The following is a 19439-nucleotide window of genomic DNA, read 5'->3' as shown; positions in this document are numbered from 1 at the left end:
TGCGTGGGCGGCATTCTACCTGTTTTCCATGGCCAGGTTGGCGCCGCTGTGGCACCGCGGCGGAAAATCCGCGCCAGGCAGCGGTTTTCCTGGCTTTGGCGACAGACTGCAGTCCATTCGTCAGGCCAGGGGGCACCGTCTTGGCCATTTTCCCTCGCGCCGCAGTCGCCACTGGCCGGGCAGGTCTTATTTAAAACAGCGACTTAGCGACATATTCGAGATACCGCTTCAGGAACAAGGATAAACTCCGACCTGCACTAACACCCGGGGAAACAAACAATTATCGGGCGACTCTGTTAAGATGGCTGGCCAAATTAATTTTCCCAAAGGTTAAATGGCAATCATGCGAGTAAAAAACTCCAGCAGCAAAGTCAAACCTGTCCCCGTGGTGGAAACCAGCGAATCGATCAATGAACAGGTCGCGGCCTTCCTGAAATCCGGTGGCCAGATCCAGCAGATCGCCAAGGGCGTCAGCGGCCAGACCTTCAGCCCGTCCAAGCAGATCAGCCTCGGCAAGAAGTAATACTCCCCCGCTTTTCCTGGTCCCCTGGCGCTTGCTCCAAGCGTCGGGGCCGGCGCTACCTTCTCCCCCCGCTCCAGCAAAAATCGACGAACGGCCCGAACCTGCAGGCCACGACCGGTATCCTTGCAGCCCTCTGGATAAATCGTTTCAGCCATCCCAGGCTGTCACTCCCCGTAGTCCAAGGAGTGCTGCATGCGCAAACTCACTTTCCTGGCCATCTGCCTGGCCCTGGCGTGCCCGCTGGCCCAGGCGCAGATCTTCCAGCGCGAGCTGGGCGACTTCGACCTCAAGCTGGGCACCAGCCCCAGTCGCAGCATGGCCCAGGGCCTGGTCAAACCATCTTCCAGCGGCTCCTTCCATGGCGGCCTCGACCTGGACCACGACAGCGGCTGGTACTTCGGCCAGTGGTCGCCAAGCCTGGGCCTGAGCCCCGCGAGCCGCCTGGAGGTCGATTCCTACCTGGGCTTCAAGCAGTCCCTCGACCAGAACCTGGGCTATGAACTGGGAGTGATCCACTACAACTATCCGCAATTGCGCACCCAGGACAGCCAGCAGCTCTACGGCGGCCTGAGCCTGCTGGGCAGCCGTTTCGGCGCGGCCTTCAGCAACGACCCGGACCGACGCAACAGCACCCTGTTCGCCGACTTGGGCGGCAACCCTCCGTTCGGGATCGGGGTCAGCGTCAAGTACAGCACCTACCGCCTGAACAATGCCGTGTCGGTGGCCAAGGGCGGCTACATCTCCAGCTTCAACGACTGGTCGATCAAGTTCTCCCGCCCATGGCTGGGGATCGATCTCAACCTGATCTACAGCGACTCCAGCCTCAACGGCAGCGATTGCCCGGCCTATTCTGGACACAACAGCCGCTGCGACGGCCTGCTGACCTTCAAGGCCGAGCGGAGCTTCTACTAGAAGCGCTGAACTGCCGGGGGCCTTCGGGGTTCAGATGCAGCAACCCGCACACCCAAGGACCTGGATATGTCGCGCCGGTGCTACCTCTTCATCGCCTTGCTGATCGCCAGCCTGCTGCTGGGTGCCTGTAGCCGGGTGGGCCTGGCCTACCGCAACCTGGACGTGATCATTCCCTGGACCCTTGACGATTACCTGGATATGAACAGCGAGCAGAAGAGCTGGCTCAACCAGCGCCTGCAGCAGCACCTGAGCTGGCATTGCAGCACCCAGCTACCAGGCTACCTGGACTGGCTCGACCGCCTGCAGTCGATGGTCCGCGACAACCAGGTCAATGATGCGGCGCTGCAGGCACGCACCCGTGAAGCCAAGCAAGCCATCGCCGAGATCGCCCGCCAGATCACCCCATCGGCCGTGGAGTTGCTGCAAGGCCTGGATGAGCGGCAAGTGGCGCAGATGAACAGCTCCCTGGCCAAGGACCTGCAGGAACACCGCGAGCAGTACCTCCAGCCGCCCCTGGCACGGCAGATCGAACAGCGCAGCCAGCGCATGGAAAAACGCCTCAGGGCCTGGCTCGGTACCTTGAACCCGCAACAACGCCTGCGTGTCGAGCGATGGTCCGTCTCTCTGGGCGAGCAGAACCGCCAGTGGCTCGCCAACCGCGCCCACTGGCAGGCGCTGTTCAGCACTGCAGTACAGCAGCGGCGGGCCAGCGACTTCCCGCAGCGCATCGAACAATTGCTGGTGGACCGCGAAAGCCTGTGGACCGCCAGCTACCGCCAGGCCTACGAGCACACCGAACAGGCCGCACGCAGCCTCGTGGTGGACCTGATGGCCAGCAGCAGTCCCGAGCAACGCCAGCGCCTGCTGAAAAAGATCGACGGCGTGCGCCAGGACTTCACCAACCTGAAATGCCTGCAGGACGCTCGCCGTCCCTGACTCAGGCGATCTGGGCCTTGGACGCCAGCTCGTCGAAGGTCAGTGGGTCCAGGGCATCGGCCTGTTCGTCCAGTACCTGGCGTGGATGCTCGTTGCCCGGAATGCTGCTGTCGAGCAAGCACAACAGGCTCGAGCCCCGGGGCGTGAGCATGAAGTTCTCGCCGTTACCGCCCTCCTGCTCCGGCCTGCTCTGGATGAACTCCCGGTCCAGCAGCAGTTTTTCGTATTCGGTGGCGGTGCTCTTCAGTTCATCCAGGTTACCCGTGGGCTCGCCTTCGGCGGCCATGGCCGCCGCATGCTGCTCGGCATAAGGCCGTGGGGTGAAGCTGTGGCCAGCACCGTTCTGCACTTCGTGCAGCAAGCGTTCTATCAGATCCCAGTTGTAAGTCGCCATTTCGATTCAACCTCCAGAATGCAGTGCCTTGCCTGGGTTGTGACCGGTGGCTACGCCAGCCGTTCAGGAATTTCGCACCACCTGGCAGCTTGTCGATCTGCTTGCCCACCAAACGACTAGCGTGTGTAGAACCCATCCCCCGCCCTGAGGAACGACATCATGGATATCAGCGATCATCCCGTGGTCAGCCGGGAACAATGGCTGGAAGCACGCAAGCAGCACCTGCTCAACGAAAAGGCATTCACGCGCCAACGTGACCGGCTCAGCGCCGAACGCCGGGCACTGCCCTGGGTGAGGATCGACAAGCCCTACCGCTTCCACGGGCCCCATGGCGCACTGACGCTGGCCGAGTTGTTCGGCGGTCGCAGCCAGTTGGTGGTCTATCACTTCATGTTCGCAGACGGCTGGGAAGAAGGCTGCAAGGGTTGCTCATTCCTGGCCGATCATTTCGATGGGGCCAACCTGCACCTGGCCCACCATGACGTGGCGTTGGTGGCGGTGTCCCATGCGCCCTACGAGCAGTTCCAAGCCTTTGGCCAGCGCATGGGCTGGCGCTTCGACTGGCTTTCCAGCGCCGGCGACGACTTCAACCAGGACTTTGGCGTCAGCTTCGACAGCGAACAGCTGGCCAGCGCCACAGCCAGCTACAACTATGCGCCAGTGAGCGGCAACGAGCTGGAGCTGCCCGGCTTGAGCGTGTTCTATCGCAACGAGCAGGGACAGATATTCCACACCTACTCCACTTATGCCCGGGGCCTGGACCTGCTGCTGGGGGCGTACAACTTCCTGGACCTCACGCCCAAAGGGCGCAACGAGGGGCCGATCATGAACTGGGTTCGCCACCATGACCGCTATGCGCCAACCCCAGTTGCAAAACAGGGGGCGAGATGCTGCTGCAACGACTGAACACTCGGCACGATCGACGGCGGGACCGCGCTAGCGGTTCCACCACAGCGCCAGCTAAGCTGTAGGCATGACCCCCGCCTACCACAGTCTCCACGAATACACCCTGCGCATGAACCGGGTGCTGGAGCATATCGACCAACACCTGGACCAACCCCTGGAGCTGGGCGACTTGGCGCAGGTGGCGCATTTCTCGCCTTATCATTTTCATCGCCTGTTCAGCGCCTGGGTCGGCGAACCCCTGGGCGTCTACCTGAGGCGCCGGCGCCTGGCCCGCGGCGCACACCTGCTGGCCAGCCGGCCTGAGGCCTCGATCCTGGAGATCGCACTGGAAGTGGGTTTTGGCTCCGGCGAGGCCTTTTCCCGGGCGTTCAAGCAGCACTTCTCGGTCTCGCCCAGCACCTGGCGCGATACCGAGCCCAAGCGTTGGCACCGCCGCCTGGACGACATTCGCGAACGCCGCCTGCGGCAATTGCGCAATCCTGATCAGACCCACATCCCGGCTTTCGACGATCCTGATGCCTTCATTCACCTGAAGGAGCTCACAATGAAGGTCACCATCAAGGAACTGCCCCCCGTACGCGTCGCCTACCTGCGCTATACCGGCGCCTACGGGCCGGGGATCGGCCTGTTCTGGCAGCAGGCCGTCATCCCCTGGATGGCCGAGAACGGGCTCATGGGCCGCGCACGCTACGGCATCGGCCATGACGACCCTTACGTCACCCCACCCGAGAAGTGCCGCTACGACGCCTGCGTCGAAGTCCCCCTCGACTTCAAGGGACGGGCTCCCGCGGTCGTCACCACCCTGCCCGGTGGCCTCTATGCGATCACGCACTATCAGGGCAAAGGCCCCGATATCGCCGATACCTGGAGCGAGTTGTGCCGCGATTGGCTGCCCAAGAGTGGTATGCAGCCCGACGCACGGCCGGCCTTCGAGCTGTATCCGATGGACGCCTGGAGCGATCGAACCGGTGATCTGGAGTTCGATATCTGCTTTCCGGTCAAGGCGCTGTAAGCCATAGAGAATCTGAATGCGCAGGAGGTAGCAGGCCGCCCGGATTCGAAGCTTATCCGGTGGATGCCCACCACGCTCCCTGCGTCGGTGGGCCGGAATGCCAGCCCGGCATGCGCTCACGGTCCTGCAGCCGCCAGTGCCGGAATGCAAACGGGGGAGCCTGTGCTCCCCCGTCATTTTTTTGCCAGGCCCATGACCAGCGGGCTTGCCTCAGCGGGACGGAATGGCCCTGATATCGCGCACGATGAAGCGCGGCAGAACCCGGACATAGAAGGTCTCCACATCGGAGTTACCGCTGTTGGTAATCACCCCAAGCATGGTTTTCATATTGCGTAACTGGCCCATTGCGCCGGCAGGCTGGAGCCCATCGCGTTGCTGGGCGAAGTGCAACACTTCGACACCGGCACGCTTGACCTGGACCTTGTAGCCGAAGTCGACACTGGCCAGGATCGTATTATCGTCGACGATCTTGGACACCAGCCCACCTTGGGAGTCACTGAGCCGGCGCTTGTACACCGCCTCTACATCCAGCAGGTAATCGGCACTGTCCTTGCTCGCCGCGTAGCGATTGGCATTGCCCAGTTGCTGGATCAACTCCGTGCCCAATTGCTGGCGCAGCTTGTCCTCAGGCAAGAAGCGCGGGCTCTCGCCGATCAGTTGCAGATCGAAATGGTCGATCCAGTAGGTGGCGTCGGCAGGAATCTGCACGGGTTTGGACGAGATGTAGTAATCCGGCCGGGAGGCACACCCGACGAGCAAGACACAGGTGAACAACAGCGACAGCAGGCGCATTAAGGATCTTCCTTGAAAGCGATTTCGTTGGGTGCACTGGCGCGGATCAAGGAAACGCATCCAGGCGCTTGGCGCTCGCCCATGACCCGGAACGCTTGAGGGGAGCGTGAAGATTCGCCCCTTCGGGACAGCAGCGATACCGGGAAAGGCGCGCGATATTAGTTCGCCACTATCCAGGCGTCAATTGAACCCAGCTTGCAGAACTGGCGTGCCGGGGCCGATCCAACTGAACTTTGCCCGTTCCAGGCGCCTCAACCGGATGTCCCCTGTCCACCACATGAGGCGCAGCCCATGAAAACCCTGAACCTGCTCATCCTCGCCGGCAGCCTGCTGCTGGCCCTGCCCGCCTGGGCCTGTACCCCGGACGAAGCCACCGCCAAGCGCGAGCAACTGGCCCGGGAGGTCAGCAAGATCACCGAGCAGAACCCGGCCAAGGCCAAGGAAATCAACGATGAGTTGCAGAAGATGAACCTGGGCAGCGCCAGCAAGGATCTGCCCGACGATTGCCAGTTGATCGACCAACGCCTCAAGGAACTGGCCGACGCCGAGAATAAAGCCGACCACTGAAAGTCCGGAAAACAAAAAGCCCGGACCAGGTCCGGGCTTTCTAACTGGCACTCAGGCCTGCACTTTACTCAGCAGCTGGTGCTGGCTTGCGGCGCTTGAGAGGCGCCAGGCCGTCCTGGCTGACCAGGGCCGGGCCGTCGCTCTTGGGCCGGTTGGCGCTCTTGCGCTTGGTCGGCGACTTGGCCAGGGACTTTTTCTTGTCGCCCTTGGCATCGGTCTTTTTCTTCTTGGTACCAGCGGCCTTGCCCGAGGCCTTGACCTTCTTCGGACCGCCGTAGGTGCCCTTGACCTCCTTGATGGTGCGACGCTCGAAGCTCTGCTTGAGGTAGCGCTCGATGCTCGACATCAGGTTCCAGTCGCCATGGCAGATCAGCGAGATAGCCAGGCCTTCGTTGCCGGCGCGGCCGGTACGGCCAATGCGGTGCACGTACTCGTCGCCACTGCGAGGCATGTCGAAGTTGATCACCAGGTCCAGGCCCTCGACGTCCAGGCCGCGGGCAGCGACATCGGTGGCCACCAGGATCTTCACCCCGCCCTGCTTCAGGCGGTCGATGGCCAGCTTGCGATCCTTCTGGTCCTTGTCGCCGTGGAGGACGAACGCCTTGTAGTCCTGGGCCACCAGGCGGCCGTAGATGCGGTCGGCCATGGCCCGGGTGTTGGTGAAGATAATGGCCTTCTGGTAGATCTCGTTGGCCAGCAGCCAGTTGACGATCTGCTCTTTGTGCTGGTTGTGGTCGGCCGTGATGATCTGCTGGCGCGTGGTCTCGTTGAGCTGGCTGACGCTGTTGAGTTGCAGGTGCTCGGGGTTGTCGAGGACCTTGGCGACCATTTCCCGCAGGCCGGAACCACCGGTGGTGGCGGAGAACAGCATGGTCTGCTGGCGGCTCGGGCACTCATCCACCAGGCGTTGCACGTCTTCGGCAAAGCCCATGTCGAGCATGCGGTCGGCTTCGTCGAGCACCAGCACTTCGACTTCCTTGAGGTCCAGGTTCCCGGCGTTGAGGTGTTCCAGCAGGCGACCCGGGGTACCGATGAGGATATCCGGCACCTTGCGCAGCATGGCGGCCTGGACCTTGAAGTCCTCGCCACCGGTGATCAGGCCGGACTTGATGAAGGTGAACTGGGAGAAACGCTCGGCTTCCTTCAGGGTCTGCTGGGCCAGCTCCCGGGTCGGCAGCAGGATCAGGGTCTTGATGCTGACGCGGATCTTCGCCGGGCCGATCAGGCGATTGAGGATCGGCAGGATGAAGGCCGCGGTCTTGCCGCTACCGGTTTGTGCCGTCACCCGCAGGTCACGCCCTTGCAGCGCGAGCGGAATAGCCGCGGCCTGTACCGGAGTCGGCTCGACAAATTTAAGCTCGGCCACGGCTTTGAGCAGGCGTTCGTGCAGGGCGAATTGGGAAAACACGGGTGCTACCTCGAAGATGTGCAAAAAAACAGCTGCATAGGGTAACGGTTTCGGAGGCCCAGGCCGAGTTTCTTTGTGCAAACGGTGGCAAAGAGTTGGTTTTTTGTTAGCCGATTTTTCTCAAGCCGTAACTTTGCCGGGGTTAGATGCTCTAATCCCCCCCTTGTGCCACACAGAAGAATCGTTTTAGCCCATGGACTTCAAACAGCTCTGGCTCGATACCCAGGACCTCTGGGGAGCCCTCGACCAACACCCGCTCCTCCACGCCGGCCTGGGCCTGGCCCTGTTGCTGGTGGTCGCCCTGGTACTCGGACGGGTGGCCCGCTACCTGGTGCTGCATGGCGTGCGGCTGCTGGGGCGGCAGCCGGCCCTGCACTGGCTCAACGACCTGCGCCAGAACAAGGTGTTCCACCGCCTGGCGCAGATGACCCCGTCCGTGGTGATCCAGTTCGGCCTGCACCTGGTGCCGGAGTTGAGCCAGGCCAGCCAGCTGTTCCTCGGCAACCTGGCCATGGCCTTCACCATCCTGTTCCAGCTCCTGGCCCTGAGCGCCCTGCTCAATGCCCTGCTGGACATCTACGCCCGCACCGAGCACGCCCGCACCCGCTCGATCAAGGGTTATGTGCAACTGGCGAAGATGGTGCTGTACGTGTTCGGCGCCATCATCATCGTCGCCACCCTCATCGACCGCTCGCCGCTGTTGCTGCTCTCGGGCCTGGGCGCCATGTCGGCGGTGATCCTGTTGGTGTACAAGGACACCCTCTTGTCCTTCGTCGCCAGCGTGCAACTGACCAGCAACGACATGCTGCGGGTCGGCGACTGGATCGAGATGCCCCAGGTAGGCGCCGACGGCGACGTGGTGGACATCACCCTGCACACGGTCAAGGTGCAGAACTTCGACAAGACCATCGTTTCCATCCCCACCTGGCGACTGATGTCCGAATCGTTCCGCAACTGGCGCGGCATGCAGCAGTCCGGCGGTCGGCGGATCAAGCGCAGCCTGTTCATCGACGCCAGCGGCGTGCGTTTCCTGCATGACGACGAAGAGGCGCGGCTGAGCGGGGTACGCCTGCTAACCGACTACATCGGGCGCAAGCAGGCCGAGCTAAAAAGCTGGAACGAGGCCCAGGGCAACGTTGCCGCACTGTCGGCCAACCGCCGGCGCATGACCAACCTCGGCACCTTCCGCGCCTATGCCCTGGCCTACCTGAAGAGCCACCCCGAGATCCAACCGAACATGACCTGCATGGTGCGCCAGATGCAGACCACGGCCCAGGGCATTCCCCTGGAGATCTACTGCTTCACCCGCACCACGGTATGGGCCGACTACGAACGGATCCAGGGGGATATCTTCGACTACCTGCTGGCGGTGATGCCGGAGTTCGGCCTGAGCCTGTACCAGCAACCCAGCGGCAACGACCTGCGCGCCGGCCTGCTACCGGCGGTTCTGGGTGCCAGCCATATCGGCCCGAGCCAGAAGCAGGCGCTCTGACTAATGCCGATCAGTTAAGGCAACGGTAGGAGCGAGGCTTGCACGCGATGGGCTTCAGAGCGCTGTGTTTACCCCGTAAGCAGGCGCTACCTTTGACGAACATCGCGAGCAATCGAGCGTCGACCGGCTGCTCCTGCAGGGGATCACCTCGCCTAACTGAGCGGCATTGGGCGCTCTGCGCCCAACGCAAACGCCAGTCCCCGATTCCTGGCGTTTTCAGGCTGCCGTCGGTGCTGCCTGCGACAGCGGGTCAGGCAGCGAACGGCAAGCCAGCAGGATGAACAGCACGGACAGCAACGCGCAGGCAGCCCCCAGGCAAATCGCCGCACCGTAGCCCTGGTACAGGTCGAACAGCCAGCCGGCGAGACTGCCGCCCAGCAATGCCGCGATACCTACCGACATGTACAGGGCGCCGAGTATTGCCCCCAGGTTGGCGGTGCCGAACCAATCGGCCGCCACCGCCGGGTAGAGCGAAATGCAACCGCCGTTGGCCACGCCAAAGCACAGGGCGAACAACGCCAGGGCCATGAAGCCGTCGGCCACCAGCCACAGCAGGTTCAACAGCACCAGGACCAAGGTCAGGGCGATCAGCAGGCGCCGGCTGCCGATCCGGTCGCCCAGGCTGCCGAGGAATAGGCGACCGCCGACGTTGCCAACGCCGATCAGGCCAATCAGCAAGTTGGCTGCGGAAACCCCCAGCCCTGCCTGCCGGGCATAGGGATTGATGTGCACCAACGCCACGAACAACCCCACCGAACCGCACAGGATCGCCGCGAAATACCACCAGAAGCGCGCCATGCCCAGGGCTTCGCTCAGGCGCAAGCCAGCCGTGGCCGCCTGGGGCCGCTCGGCCATGGCGGGCAGGCCGTCCGCGAACAGCCCCAGCTCCTGGGGGCCGCTGCGCATCAGGGCCGTGGCACCCAGGCCAAGCAGCAGGATCGCGCCGGCGAAGATCTGCAAGGTCGCCTCCCAGGAAAAATGCTCCATCAGCCAGCCGGCCAGCAGCGGCCCGGCAAAGGTCCCGACCCCGGTTCCCGCCAGGGCAAGGCCCGAGGCCTGGCTACGCCGCCTGACGAACCAGCGCTGGACCACCGCCACCGCCGGCACATACACCAGGCCGACACCCAGTCCCACCAGCACGCAGAAGCACAGCAGGAACCACCACAACGACCCGGACGCCAGGCTCGCGCAGAAAAAACCCAGGGCCAGGGACAAGATGCCGGCCCCCACCACCCGCCGGGTGGAAGTGCGATCGGCCAGCACGCCGGCGACAACCCCCATGGCGTAGTAGATCAACGCAGTCAGGGAAAACACCGAGGCCACGGAAAAGCTCCCCACCGCGAAATTGGCCTGGATCTGCGAGAAGAACGCACCGAAGGAATAGGCACCGCCAAAAATCAGCGCCAACAGCACATGGGTGGCCAACACCACATACCAGCCGTGGAATACCTGGAACTTCATGGCGCAACGCCCTCCCTTGCCTGGAGCCGGCTTCAGCAAAGCCAGCCCCATCTTGTAACGTCTTGTATATACATATGAATGCAATTTCATGGCCAGCCGCGTCACCTTGCGCTCGGCCCTTTGCTTCAACTAGCTAACTATTTGTTTTAAATGACAAAAACAGTGACAAAAAAGAACCCGCCGATGTGGCGGGTCCTGGGCAGAGCATCGCTCCTGGGGATGGGGGTAACAGCTGCGTAGAACCGCTACCCAATCTGGCTGGCGCCCGTAACCTTCACGCCACGGCCACCCTGCGCTGGCCATGGCGGCTGACCCACACCGCCAGCAGGATCACCAGCCCGCCAAGGGCCAGGCGTCCCAGGTCTTCATGGCGGTTCCAGATCAGCAAATTGAGCAACAGGCCCACCGGCACATGCAGGTTGTTCATCACCGCCAGGGTCGCGCCGGTGACCATGCAGGCGCCCTTGTTCCACCAGTACAGCCCCAGGGCCGTGGCCACCAGCCCGAGGAACAGCAGCACCGCCCAGGTCACCGGGGCATCCGGCAAGAAGTGCGCCTTGCCGAACAGCAGGAACGCCGGCAACACCACCAGCAAGGCTCCCAGGTAGAAGTAGCCGAAACGCCGGTAATGCGGCAGGTCGCTGGGGTAGCGGGCCACCAGGTGCTTGTACAGCACCTGCCCGGCGGCATAGGTGAAGTTGGCCAATTGCAGCAGCAAGAAACCCATGAAGAAGTCCGGGTTGATCCGGTCATAACGGATCACTGCGGCGCCCGCCACCGCCACCAGGGCCGCCAGCAGGCCCCAGGGATTGAAGCGCCGGTTCAGGGCGTCCTCGATCAGGGTCACGTGCAACGGCGTGAGGATGGTGAACAACAGCACCTCCGGCACGCTCAGCACCCGGAAGCTCAGGTACAGGCACACATAGGTAATGCCGAACTGCAGCGCGCCGATCAGCAGCATGCCGCGCATGAAGGCCGGCTCCACCCGGCGCCAGCGGGTCAGCGGGATGAAGACCAACCCGGCCAGCAGCACCCGCACCAGCACCGCGAAGTAGCTATCGACATGCCCGGCCAGGTACTCGCCGATCAGATTGAAGGAAAACGCCTGGATCAGGGTGACAACAAGTAGATAGCCCATGCTCGCCTCATCTTTGGATGGCGGCGACGATAACGGTTTTGCCGGCGCGGGTGAAATCGCCGGCAAAAAAAGCCCGATCTCGCAAGGCGTTCGATCGGGCATTGGCACTGAAGGAGCACGCAGTGCAAAGGGAGGTTCGATGCGCGAACCGGCTTGAAGGGGGTACGCAAGAGCTACTTGAACATCCTGCGATTATCTGGGGATTAACCCGTCAGGCCACCTGGGCCAGCCTGGCGTTGGCCTGGTTCAGGCCCTTCTCGTGGAAATCGCCACCCAGGTTCAGGCCCTCGGCATGGATGAACTGCACGTCGTGGATCCCGATGAAGGCCATGACCTGGCGCAGGTAGGGTTCCTGATGGTCAGTGCTGCTGCCGGCGTAGATCCCGCCACGGGCCGTCAGCACGAAGGCACGCTTGCCAGTGAGCAGGCCCTGGGGACCGGTCTGGGTGTACTTGAAGGTGACCCCGGCGCGCAGCACATGGTCGAGCCAGGCCTTGAGGGTGCTGGGGATGGCGAAGTTGTACATGGGCGCCGCCATCACCAGGACGTCGGCCGCCAACAGCTCCTCGGTCAGCTCATTGGAGCGTTGCAGCGAATCCTGCTCGGCGGCGTTGCGTTGCTCGGCAGGCTTCATCCAGCCGCCCAGCAGGTTGGCGTCCAGGTGCGGCACCGGGTTGCGAGCCAGGTCGCGCACGGTGATCGAGTCCGCCGGATAGGCCGCTTGCCACTGCTGGATAAAGGTCTGGGTCAGTTGGCGGGATACGGAATCCTGTTGGCGGGCACTGCTTTCGATGATCAGGACGCGGGACATGGGTGAAGCCTCCATCGGGGTATGCGTAAGTCGATGGGGCGCAGATTAAACAGAGATATATCGATGAAAAAGCGCAAATAACTGCTATAACCAATCAATAATTTCGTTTATAAGCGAAGCCAGTCCCAACGTTGTCGTCGACCCTGGCTTCACTGGAGTCACTTGGCCTGGCAGCTCAGGTCCAGGCGCAGCTTGATGATCTTGCGGTTGAACTTGGCGGTGACGTTCCGGCTCTGCCCCGCCGCGACCTCCACCCGGCGGGTGCGAGGCGATTCGGGACCGTTGCGAAACACCACGGTGCAGGTAGCGTCGGTCTTGCCATAGTTGTTCAACTGGATGGAACCGATGTCCTCATCGGTGTCGTAGGCGGTGTAGTCGATGCCCAGGCCGTTGAGTTGCTTGTCGACATCGATGGGATAGGCCCAGGCCCCCAGGGGCAACAGGGCCAGCAGCACACAACAGAATTTTCTCATTCGGCGCTCTCCAATGCGGGAGCGCCAGCTTAGGACAAGAGGAGCCCCTCATGAAAGCGCCCCGCGTGAGCCTGGATCAATGGCGCACCCTGCAGGCCGTGGTCGATCACGGCGGCTTCGCCCAAGCCGCCGAAGCCCTGCATCGTTCGCAATCCTCGGTCAGCTATACCGTGGCACGCATGCAGGACCAGCTCGGCGTGCCGCTGCTGCGTATCGATGGGCGCAAGGCGGTGCTCACCGAAGCTGGCGGCGTGCTGCTGCGCCGCTCCCGGCAGTTGGTCAAGCAGGCCAGCCAGCTCGAAGACCTGGCCCATCACATGGAGCAGGGCTGGGAAGCCGAGGTCCGCCTGGTGGTGGATGCCGCCTACCCCAATGCGCGCCTGGTCCGCGCCCTTACCGCATTCATGCCGCAGAGCCGCGGCTGCCGCGTGCGCCTGCGCGAGGAAGTGCTGTCCGGGGTCGAGGAAGTGCTGCTCGAGGGCGTTGCCGACCTGGCCATCAGCGGTTTCAACATCCCCGGCTACCTGGGGACCGAGATGAGTTCGGTGGAATTCGTCGCCGTGGCCCATCCCGAGCACGCCCTGCACCGCCTGCAACGACAACTGGCCTTCCAGGACCTGGAAAGCCAGTTGCAGGTAGTGATCCGCGACTCCGGCCGCCAGCAACCGCGGGACGTGGGCTGGCTGGGTGCCGAGCAGCGCTGGACCGTGGGCAGCCTGGCCACCGCCGCGAAGTTCGTCAGCAGCGGCCTGGGTTTCGCCTGGCTGCCACGGCACATGATCGAGCGCGAGCTGAACGAAGGCCTGCTCAAGGTGCTGCCCCTGGACCAGGGCGGCAGCCGCCATCCGACCTTCTTCCTGTACTCCAACAAGGACAAACCCCTGGGCCCGGCGACGCAGATCCTCGTGGAACTGCTGCGCACCTTCGACACCGCGCCGCTGGACGCGCCGTTCGCCGCCCCCGAGCAAGCCTGAAGTCCCAACCACCAGAACAAGGAGTTCTGCCATGGCGTATTTCGAGCATGAAGGTTGCACCCTGCACTACGAAGAATACGGCCGGGGCGAGCCCCTGCTGCTGGTCCACGGCCTGGGTTCCAGCGCCCAGGACTGGGAAAAGCAGGTCCCGGAACTGGCGACCCGCTATCGCCTGATCATCCCGGACGTACGCGGCCATGGCCGCTCCGACAAGCCCCGGGAACGCTACAGCATCCCCGGATTTGCCGCCGACCTCATGGCCCTGGTCGAACACCTGGGCCTGGGGCCGGTGCACTATGTCGGGCTGTCCATGGGCGGCATGATCGGCTTCCAGCTGGCAGTGGACCAGCCGCACCTGTTCAAGAGCCTGTGCATCGTCAACAGCGCGCCCGAGGTCAAGCTGCGCTCGGCCGACGACTATTGGCAGTGGTTCAAGCGCTGGAGCATGTCCCGGCTGCTGAGCATGGCGGCCATCGGCAAGGCCCTGGGCCAGCGACTGTTTCCCAAGCCCGAGCAAGCCGAGTTGCGGCAGAAGATGGCCGAACGCTGGGCAAGAAACGACAAACGTGCTTATCTCGCCAGCTTCGACGCCATCGTCGGCTGGGGAGTCCAGGAACGCCTGGGCCGTATCACCTGTCCAACCCTGGTCGTCAGCGCCGACCACGACTACACCCCGGTGGCGCTCAAGGAGGCTTACGTCAAACTGCTGCCGCACGCGCAGCTGGTGGTGATCGAGGACTCCCGGCACGCCACACCGCTTGACCAACCGCAGCGCTTCAACCAGACCCTGCTGCACTTCATCAATACAGTCGACACCACCACCCAGGATCACTGACCCATGCTGAAAAAAATCGCCCTCGTCGCCGGTTCCGTACTCTTCGCCGCCAACCTGATGGCAGCGCAACCGGCCAAGGCACCCCACGTCATGCTGGACACGAGCTTCGGCAAGATCGAGATCGAACTGGATCCGGTCAAGGCGCCGGTCTCCAGCAAGAACTTCCTCGACTACGTCGACAGCGGCTTCTACTCCAACACCATCTTCCACCGGGTGATCCCCGGCTTCATGGTCCAGGGCGGTGGCTTCACCGCGCAGATGGTGCAGAAGGACACCCGTGACCCGATCAAGAACGAAGCCTCCAACGGCCTGCACAACGTGCGCGGCACCCTGGCCATGGCCCGGACTTCGAACCCCAACTCGGCCACCAGCCAGTTCTTCATCAACGTCGCCGACAACGCCTTCCTCGATCCGGGCCGCGATGCCGGCTACGCGGTATTCGGCAAGGTGGTGAACGGCATGGAAGTCGTGGACCAGATCGTCAACTCCCAGACCACCACCAAGCAAGGCATGCAGAACGTCCCGGTCGACCCGGTACTGATCAAGTCGGCCAAGCGCATCGACTGATCACGCAGCCTGTCCCCGACGGCGGCGCCCTACCCGGCCGTTTAAAAACCTAGGCGAGGCAGCCAGCGCAAGGCGAAAACAGGCGAAAAAGCGCAGTTTACGAGCGCTAAATGAGCATTTTGAGCCTGTTTTCAACGCAGCGATGGCAACGCAGATAGTTTTTCAGCGGCCTGCTACCCGGCGCCCCGTCCGCTATAGCACAGGAGAGCCCGTACAACGGGCTGCAGACCCCATGCTCTATCGTCGTTTCGAACAACTGATCGATATCTTCCGCGACACCCCCGCGACCGCCCCGCCCAACCGGGTCCTGCCCTTCTATTTCCACTACATCAAGCAAGTCTGGCCGAGCTTCGTCGCCCTGCTGGTGGTGGGCCTGTTCGTGGCCCTGATCGAGGTGTCGCTGTTCAGCTACCTGAGCACCATCATCGACCTGGCCCAGGGCACGCCCAGCGTCCAGGTCTTCAGCGACCATGGCCTGGAACTGGCCTGGATGGCGGTGGTGGCGCTGTTGCTGCGCCCGCTGATGGTCGGCCTGCACGACCTGCTGATGCACCAGACCATCACCCCCGGCATGACCAGCCTGATCCGCTGGCAGAACCACAGCTATGTGCTGCGCCAGAGCCTGAACTTCTTCCAGAACGACTTCGCCGGGCGCATCGCCCAGCGCATCATGCAGACCGGCTACTCGCTGCAGGACTCCTCGGTGCAGGTGATCGACGCCCTGTGGCACGTGACCATCTACGCGGTCGGCGCCCTGGTGCTGTTCGCCGATGCCGACTGGCGCCTGATGATCCCGCTGCTGCTGTGGATCGTCGGTTTCATCGGCGCCATGCGGTTCTTCGTGCCGCGCATCCAGAAACGCTCGGTGGATGCCTCCGACGCCCGCTCCAAGCTCATGGGGCGGATCGTCGACGGCTACACCAACATCGCCACCCTGAAGCTGTTCGCCCATACCCATTTCGAGCAGAGCTACGCCCGCGAGGCCATCGCCGAACAGACCGAGAAGAGCCAGTTGGCCGGTCGCGTGGTGACCTCCATGGACGTCACCATCACCACCCTCAACGGCCTGTTGATCGCCGGCACCACGGGCCTGGCCCTGTGGTTGTGGAGCCAGTCGCTGATCAGCGCCGGGGCCATCGCCCTGGCCACCGGCCTGGTGATCCGGATCGTCAACATGTCCGGCTGGATCATGTGGGTGATCAACGGCATCTTCGAGAACATCGGCATGGTCCAGGACGGCCTGCAGACCATCGCCCAGCCGCTGCAACTGACCGACCGCGAACAGGCACCCAAGCTCGAAGTGACCCGAGGCGCGGTGAACTTCGAGCATGTCGAGTTCCACTACGGCAAGGCCAACAAGGTCATCAGCGATCTCAACCTGCACATCCGTCCCGGGGAAAAGATCGGCCTGATCGGCCCCTCCGGGGCGGGCAAGTCGACCCTGGTCAACCTGCTGCTGCGCCTCTACGACCTGCAGGACGGGCAGATCCTGATCGACGGCCAGGACATCGCCGGGGTGACCCAGGAAAGCCTGCGCGAGCGTATCGGCATGATCACCCAGGACACCTCGCTGCTGCACCGCTCGATCCGTGACAACCTGCTCTACGGACGTCCCGACGCCACTGACGAGGAACTCTGGGAAGCCGTGCACAAGGCCCGCGCCGACGAGTTCATCCCGCTGTTGTCCGACGCCCAGGGCCGTACCGGCTTCGACGCCCACGTGGGCGAGCGCGGGGTCAAGCTGTCCGGCGGCCAGCGCCAGCGCATCGCCATCGCCCGGGTGCTGCTCAAGGACGCGCCGATCCTGATCATGGACGAAGCCACCTCGGCCCTGGACTCGGAAGTCGAGGCGGCGATCCAGGAAAGCCTGGAGACCCTGATGCAGGGCAAGACCGTGATCGCCATTGCCCACCGGCTCTCCACCATCGCCCGCATGGACCGCCTGGTAGTGCTGGAACAGGGCCGCATCGCCGAAACCGGCACCCATGCCGAACTGCTGGCCCACGGCGGCCTGTATGCGCGGCTGTGGCAACACCAGACCGGCGGCTTCGTCGGCATCGACTGAGCGCTGAGCAGCGGCTACAGGTGGTTGGTGTAGCCGCTGCCGCAGGCTACGTACGGGCGCATAGCGGCCGCAGGATCGGGTAGCCACCACCACCGCAGGAAGGCCCTTCGGGCCTTGGCGCAGCTTCGCAGGCCCAGCAGCGGCTACAGACTCAGCACAACATCCTGAAAAGACGCCAGAGCCCCAGCCCACGGGGCCTGGCGTTTTTCATGGGTGGGTGGAATTGCCGCCAAAGCCTGCTGTACTGAGCCTAGGTTGCGGAGCGAAACCTGTAGTTAATCTGCTGGATGCATAACAGCTGTAGCGCGTTGATAGGTCGACCTATCAAGGACTCTCCCATGTCGTTGTTCAAGCGTTCCATGACTGAAATGCTCGGTACCTTCTGGCTGGTGTTGGGCGGTTGCGGCAGCGCCGTACTCGCGGCAGCCTTTCCCAATGTCGGCATCGGCCTGCTGGGGGTCGCCCTGGCCTTCGGCCTGACCGTCCTGACCATGGCCTTCGCCATCGGCCATATCTCCGGTTGCCACCTCAACCCCGCGGTATCCGTGGGCCTGGTGGTGGGTGGACGCTTCCCGGCCAGGGAACTGCCGGCGTACGTGGTGGCCCAGGTGATCGGCGCAGTGATCGCCGCGGCGTTGCTGTACTTCATCGCCAGTGGCAAGCCCGGCTTCGAGCTGGCCTCGGGGCTGGCCGCCAATGGTTATGGCGAGCACTCGCCCGGCGGCTACTCGCTGGCTGCGGGTTTGGTCTGCGAACTAGTGATGACCGCCATGTTCGTGGTGATCATCCTCGGCGCCACCGACAAACGCGCCCCGGCGGGGCTTGCGCCCATCGCCATCGGCCTGGCACTGACCCTGATCCACCTGATCTCGATCCCGGTGACCAACACCTCGGTCAACCCGGCCCGCAGCACCGGCCCGGCCTTGATCGTCGGCGGCTGGGCGCTGCAGCAATTGTGGTTGTTCTGGCTGGCGCCGATCCTCGGCGCGGTGGTCGGTGGCCTGGTCTACCGCTGGCTGGGCCAGGAAGACCGCTGAGGCTCAGGCCTGGCGGTAGGGCAAGGCGTCCCTGGCCTGTTCGGCATAGGCCTGGACGCCGGCCCGCTCACGCTGGAGGAAATCCTGCACCGCAGTCTTCAACCCGGGATGGCGCAGGTAATGCCAGGAGCGGGTGAGCACCGGCTCGAAACCGCGAATCAGCTTGTGCTCGCCCTGGGCTCCGGCGTCGAAGCGCTGCAGCCCATGGGCGATCGCATAGTCCATGCCCTGGTAGAAGCACGTCTCGAAATGCAGGCGGTCGAACTCCGCCAGGCAGCCCCAATAGCGCCCATAGAAACTGCCGCCCCCGACCAGGCTGAAAGCCATGGCCACCGGCCGCCCGCCCTGGCAAGCCAGGACCACGCGGATCGCCTCGGGCATGCGTTCGGCCAGCAGGCTGAAGAAGTCGCGGGTCAGGTAGGGTGACTGGCGGCGCACCGCATAGGTGTTGGCGTAGCAGGCATAGACGAAGTCCCACTGCGCCTCACTGAGTTCGGCCCCCTCCAGCCACTGGAAGTCCATGCCCTGCCCCGCCACCTGCTCGCGCTCCTTGCGCATTTGCTTGCGCTTGCGCGAACTCAGGGTATCGAGGAAGTCCTGGAAATCCCGATAGCCGCGATTGTGCCAGTGGAACTGGCAGCCCAGGCGCAGCATCCAGTCCGCCTGGCGCTCCAGGGCCTGGTCGCTGAAGTCGTCGGTGAAATTGACATGGGCACTGGATAGCCCCTCGATCTCCAGGTAGCCGGGCAAGCTCTTGAGCAGCTCCAGCGCGTCGGCCTGGGTCGCCGCCAGCACCCGCGCACCGCTCACCGGGCTGAACGGCACCGCGCTGAGCAACTTGGGGTAGTAGTCGATACCCGCTCGCTCGCAGGCCTCGGCCCAACCATGGTCGAACACATATTCACCGTAGGAGTGCCACTTGCGATAGCTGGGCAGCGCCGCCAGCAGCCGGCCATCTTCCACATGCAGCAGGTGTTCGGCTTGCCAGCCGGAACGCGGCCCGAGGCTGCCGCTGTCTTCCAGGGCACTGAGAAAGGCGTGGCGGACGAAGGGTTGCCCATCCTTGAGCAGTCCATCCCATTGCACGGGATCGACGGCGGAAAGGCTGTTCAAGGATTGCAGCGGCATCAGGTTCC

At 63.5% G+C, this 19439-nt stretch carries 21 protein-coding genes; 13 read left to right on the top strand and 8 right to left on the bottom strand.

The window, feature by feature from the left end:
- The first annotated feature begins 334 nt into the window (after positions 1-334).
- From AC3WK8_RS10795 to AC3WK8_RS10785, 3 genes are all read left to right on the top strand, one after another.
- Positions 335-523: a PFL_1563 family small protein gene (locus AC3WK8_RS10795; protein ID WP_022642963.1), complete on the top strand. Its 189-nt coding sequence runs from the start codon at positions 335-337 to the stop codon at positions 521-523.
- A gap of 192 nt (positions 524-715) precedes the next feature.
- Positions 716-1435: a TorF family putative porin gene (locus tag AC3WK8_RS10790; protein WP_085595974.1), complete on the top strand. Its 720-nt coding sequence runs from the start codon at positions 716-718 to the stop codon at positions 1433-1435.
- A 66-nt stretch (positions 1436-1501) separates the two neighbouring features.
- Positions 1502-2371 (top strand): DUF6279 family lipoprotein, encoded by an 870-nt coding sequence (locus AC3WK8_RS10785; protein ID WP_085595976.1) that lies wholly within the window; start codon positions 1502-1504, stop codon positions 2369-2371.
- 1 nt (position 2372) lies between these two features.
- On the opposite strand, the gene AC3WK8_RS10780 is transcribed toward AC3WK8_RS10785, so the two are convergent.
- A complete protein-coding gene (locus tag AC3WK8_RS10780; protein WP_103324875.1) occupies positions 2373-2765 on the bottom strand; it encodes a transcriptional regulator in 393 nt (130 codons plus the stop codon).
- A gap of 159 nt (positions 2766-2924) precedes the next feature.
- On the opposite strand from AC3WK8_RS10780, the gene AC3WK8_RS10775 reads away from it, so the two are divergent.
- Entirely contained in the window at positions 2925-3671 is a 747-nt protein-coding gene (locus AC3WK8_RS10775) for a DUF899 domain-containing protein (RefSeq protein ID WP_103324876.1), read from the top strand.
- 67 nt (positions 3672-3738) lie between these two features.
- Complete coding sequence (locus AC3WK8_RS10770) at positions 3739-4683, top strand: AraC family transcriptional regulator (RefSeq protein ID WP_085595982.1); 945 nt, start codon at positions 3739-3741, stop codon at positions 4681-4683.
- Between the two features lie 210 nt (positions 4684-4893).
- Here the strand turns inward: AC3WK8_RS10770 and AC3WK8_RS10765 are convergent, their stop codons facing one another.
- Positions 4894-5475, bottom strand: a complete 582-nt coding sequence (locus tag AC3WK8_RS10765; protein WP_085595984.1) for a hypothetical protein — start codon at positions 5473-5475, stop codon at positions 4894-4896.
- Between the two features lie 291 nt (positions 5476-5766).
- Here AC3WK8_RS10765 and AC3WK8_RS10760 point away from each other — a divergent pair, with 291 nt between their 5' ends.
- On the top strand, positions 5767-6042 hold the full coding sequence (locus AC3WK8_RS10760; RefSeq protein ID WP_085595986.1) for a hypothetical protein: 276 nt from the start codon (positions 5767-5769) through the stop codon (positions 6040-6042).
- 64 nt (positions 6043-6106) lie between these two features.
- Here the strand turns inward: AC3WK8_RS10760 and AC3WK8_RS10755 are convergent, their stop codons facing one another.
- Positions 6107-7450, bottom strand: a complete 1344-nt coding sequence (locus AC3WK8_RS10755) for a DEAD/DEAH box helicase (RefSeq protein WP_103324889.1) — start codon at positions 7448-7450, stop codon at positions 6107-6109.
- A 193-nt stretch (positions 7451-7643) separates the two neighbouring features.
- Here AC3WK8_RS10755 and AC3WK8_RS10750 point away from each other — a divergent pair, with 193 nt between their 5' ends.
- On the top strand, positions 7644-8942 hold the full coding sequence (locus tag AC3WK8_RS10750; RefSeq protein WP_022642952.1) for a mechanosensitive ion channel family protein: 1299 nt from the start codon (positions 7644-7646) through the stop codon (positions 8940-8942).
- A 216-nt stretch (positions 8943-9158) separates the two neighbouring features.
- Here AC3WK8_RS10750 and AC3WK8_RS10745 read toward each other — a convergent pair whose 3' ends face one another.
- Positions 9159-10403, bottom strand: coding sequence for an MFS transporter (locus tag AC3WK8_RS10745; RefSeq protein WP_103324890.1), 1245 nt, complete (start codon positions 10401-10403; stop codon positions 9159-9161).
- A 274-nt stretch (positions 10404-10677) separates the two neighbouring features.
- Positions 10678-11541 carry a carboxylate/amino acid/amine transporter gene (locus AC3WK8_RS10740; RefSeq protein ID WP_103324877.1) on the bottom strand — a complete coding sequence of 288 codons (864 nt, stop codon included), beginning with the start codon at positions 11539-11541 and terminating at the stop codon, positions 10678-10680.
- Between AC3WK8_RS10740 and AC3WK8_RS10735 the strand changes: the two genes are divergently transcribed.
- Complete coding sequence (locus tag AC3WK8_RS10735) at positions 11540-11698, top strand: hypothetical protein (protein ID WP_158091410.1); 159 nt, start codon at positions 11540-11542, stop codon at positions 11696-11698. The two genes, AC3WK8_RS10740 and AC3WK8_RS10735, sit on opposite strands and share 2 nt — an antisense overlap.
- Before the next feature lie 54 nt (positions 11699-11752).
- Here the strand turns inward: AC3WK8_RS10735 and AC3WK8_RS10730 are convergent, their stop codons facing one another.
- Complete coding sequence (locus AC3WK8_RS10730) at positions 11753-12352, bottom strand: FMN-dependent NADH-azoreductase (RefSeq protein WP_022642949.1); 600 nt, start codon at positions 12350-12352, stop codon at positions 11753-11755.
- A 158-nt stretch (positions 12353-12510) separates the two neighbouring features.
- The gene (locus tag AC3WK8_RS10725) at positions 12511-12825 is read right to left on the bottom strand and encodes a hypothetical protein (protein ID WP_031321127.1); all 315 of its coding nucleotides are present in this window, start codon (positions 12823-12825) and stop codon (positions 12511-12513) included.
- A 50-nt stretch (positions 12826-12875) separates the two neighbouring features.
- On the opposite strand from AC3WK8_RS10725, the gene AC3WK8_RS10720 reads away from it, so the two are divergent.
- The 5 genes from AC3WK8_RS10720 (at position 12876) to aqpZ (ending at position 18303) form a co-directional block, all read left to right on the top strand.
- Complete coding sequence (locus AC3WK8_RS10720; protein WP_103324878.1) at positions 12876-13799, top strand: PA3225 family LysR-type transcriptional regulator; 924 nt, start codon at positions 12876-12878, stop codon at positions 13797-13799.
- Between the two features lie 31 nt (positions 13800-13830).
- On the top strand, positions 13831-14634 hold the full coding sequence (locus AC3WK8_RS10715) for an alpha/beta fold hydrolase (RefSeq protein WP_022642946.1): 804 nt from the start codon (positions 13831-13833) through the stop codon (positions 14632-14634).
- A 3-nt stretch (positions 14635-14637) separates the two neighbouring features.
- A complete protein-coding gene (locus AC3WK8_RS10710) occupies positions 14638-15201 on the top strand; it encodes a peptidylprolyl isomerase (protein WP_022642945.1) in 564 nt (187 codons plus the stop codon).
- A gap of 232 nt (positions 15202-15433) precedes the next feature.
- Positions 15434-17266: an ABC transporter ATP-binding protein gene (locus tag AC3WK8_RS10705; RefSeq protein ID WP_103324879.1), complete on the top strand. Its 1833-nt coding sequence runs from the start codon at positions 15434-15436 to the stop codon at positions 17264-17266.
- A 338-nt stretch (positions 17267-17604) separates the two neighbouring features.
- On the top strand, positions 17605-18303 hold the full coding sequence (gene aqpZ / locus AC3WK8_RS10700) for an aquaporin Z (protein ID WP_103324880.1): 699 nt from the start codon (positions 17605-17607) through the stop codon (positions 18301-18303).
- A 3-nt stretch (positions 18304-18306) separates the two neighbouring features.
- Here the strand turns inward: aqpZ and AC3WK8_RS10695 are convergent, their stop codons facing one another.
- Positions 18307-19431, bottom strand: a complete 1125-nt coding sequence (locus tag AC3WK8_RS10695; protein WP_085595994.1) for a GNAT family N-acetyltransferase — start codon at positions 19429-19431, stop codon at positions 18307-18309.
- Positions 19432-19439 lie beyond the last annotated feature (8 nt).

It is taken from the genome of Pseudomonas sp. FW507-12TSA, assembly GCF_058781435.1.
The sequence above is the reverse complement of the archived record's forward strand: the minus strand, read 5'-3'. Positions and strand labels throughout refer to the sequence as shown.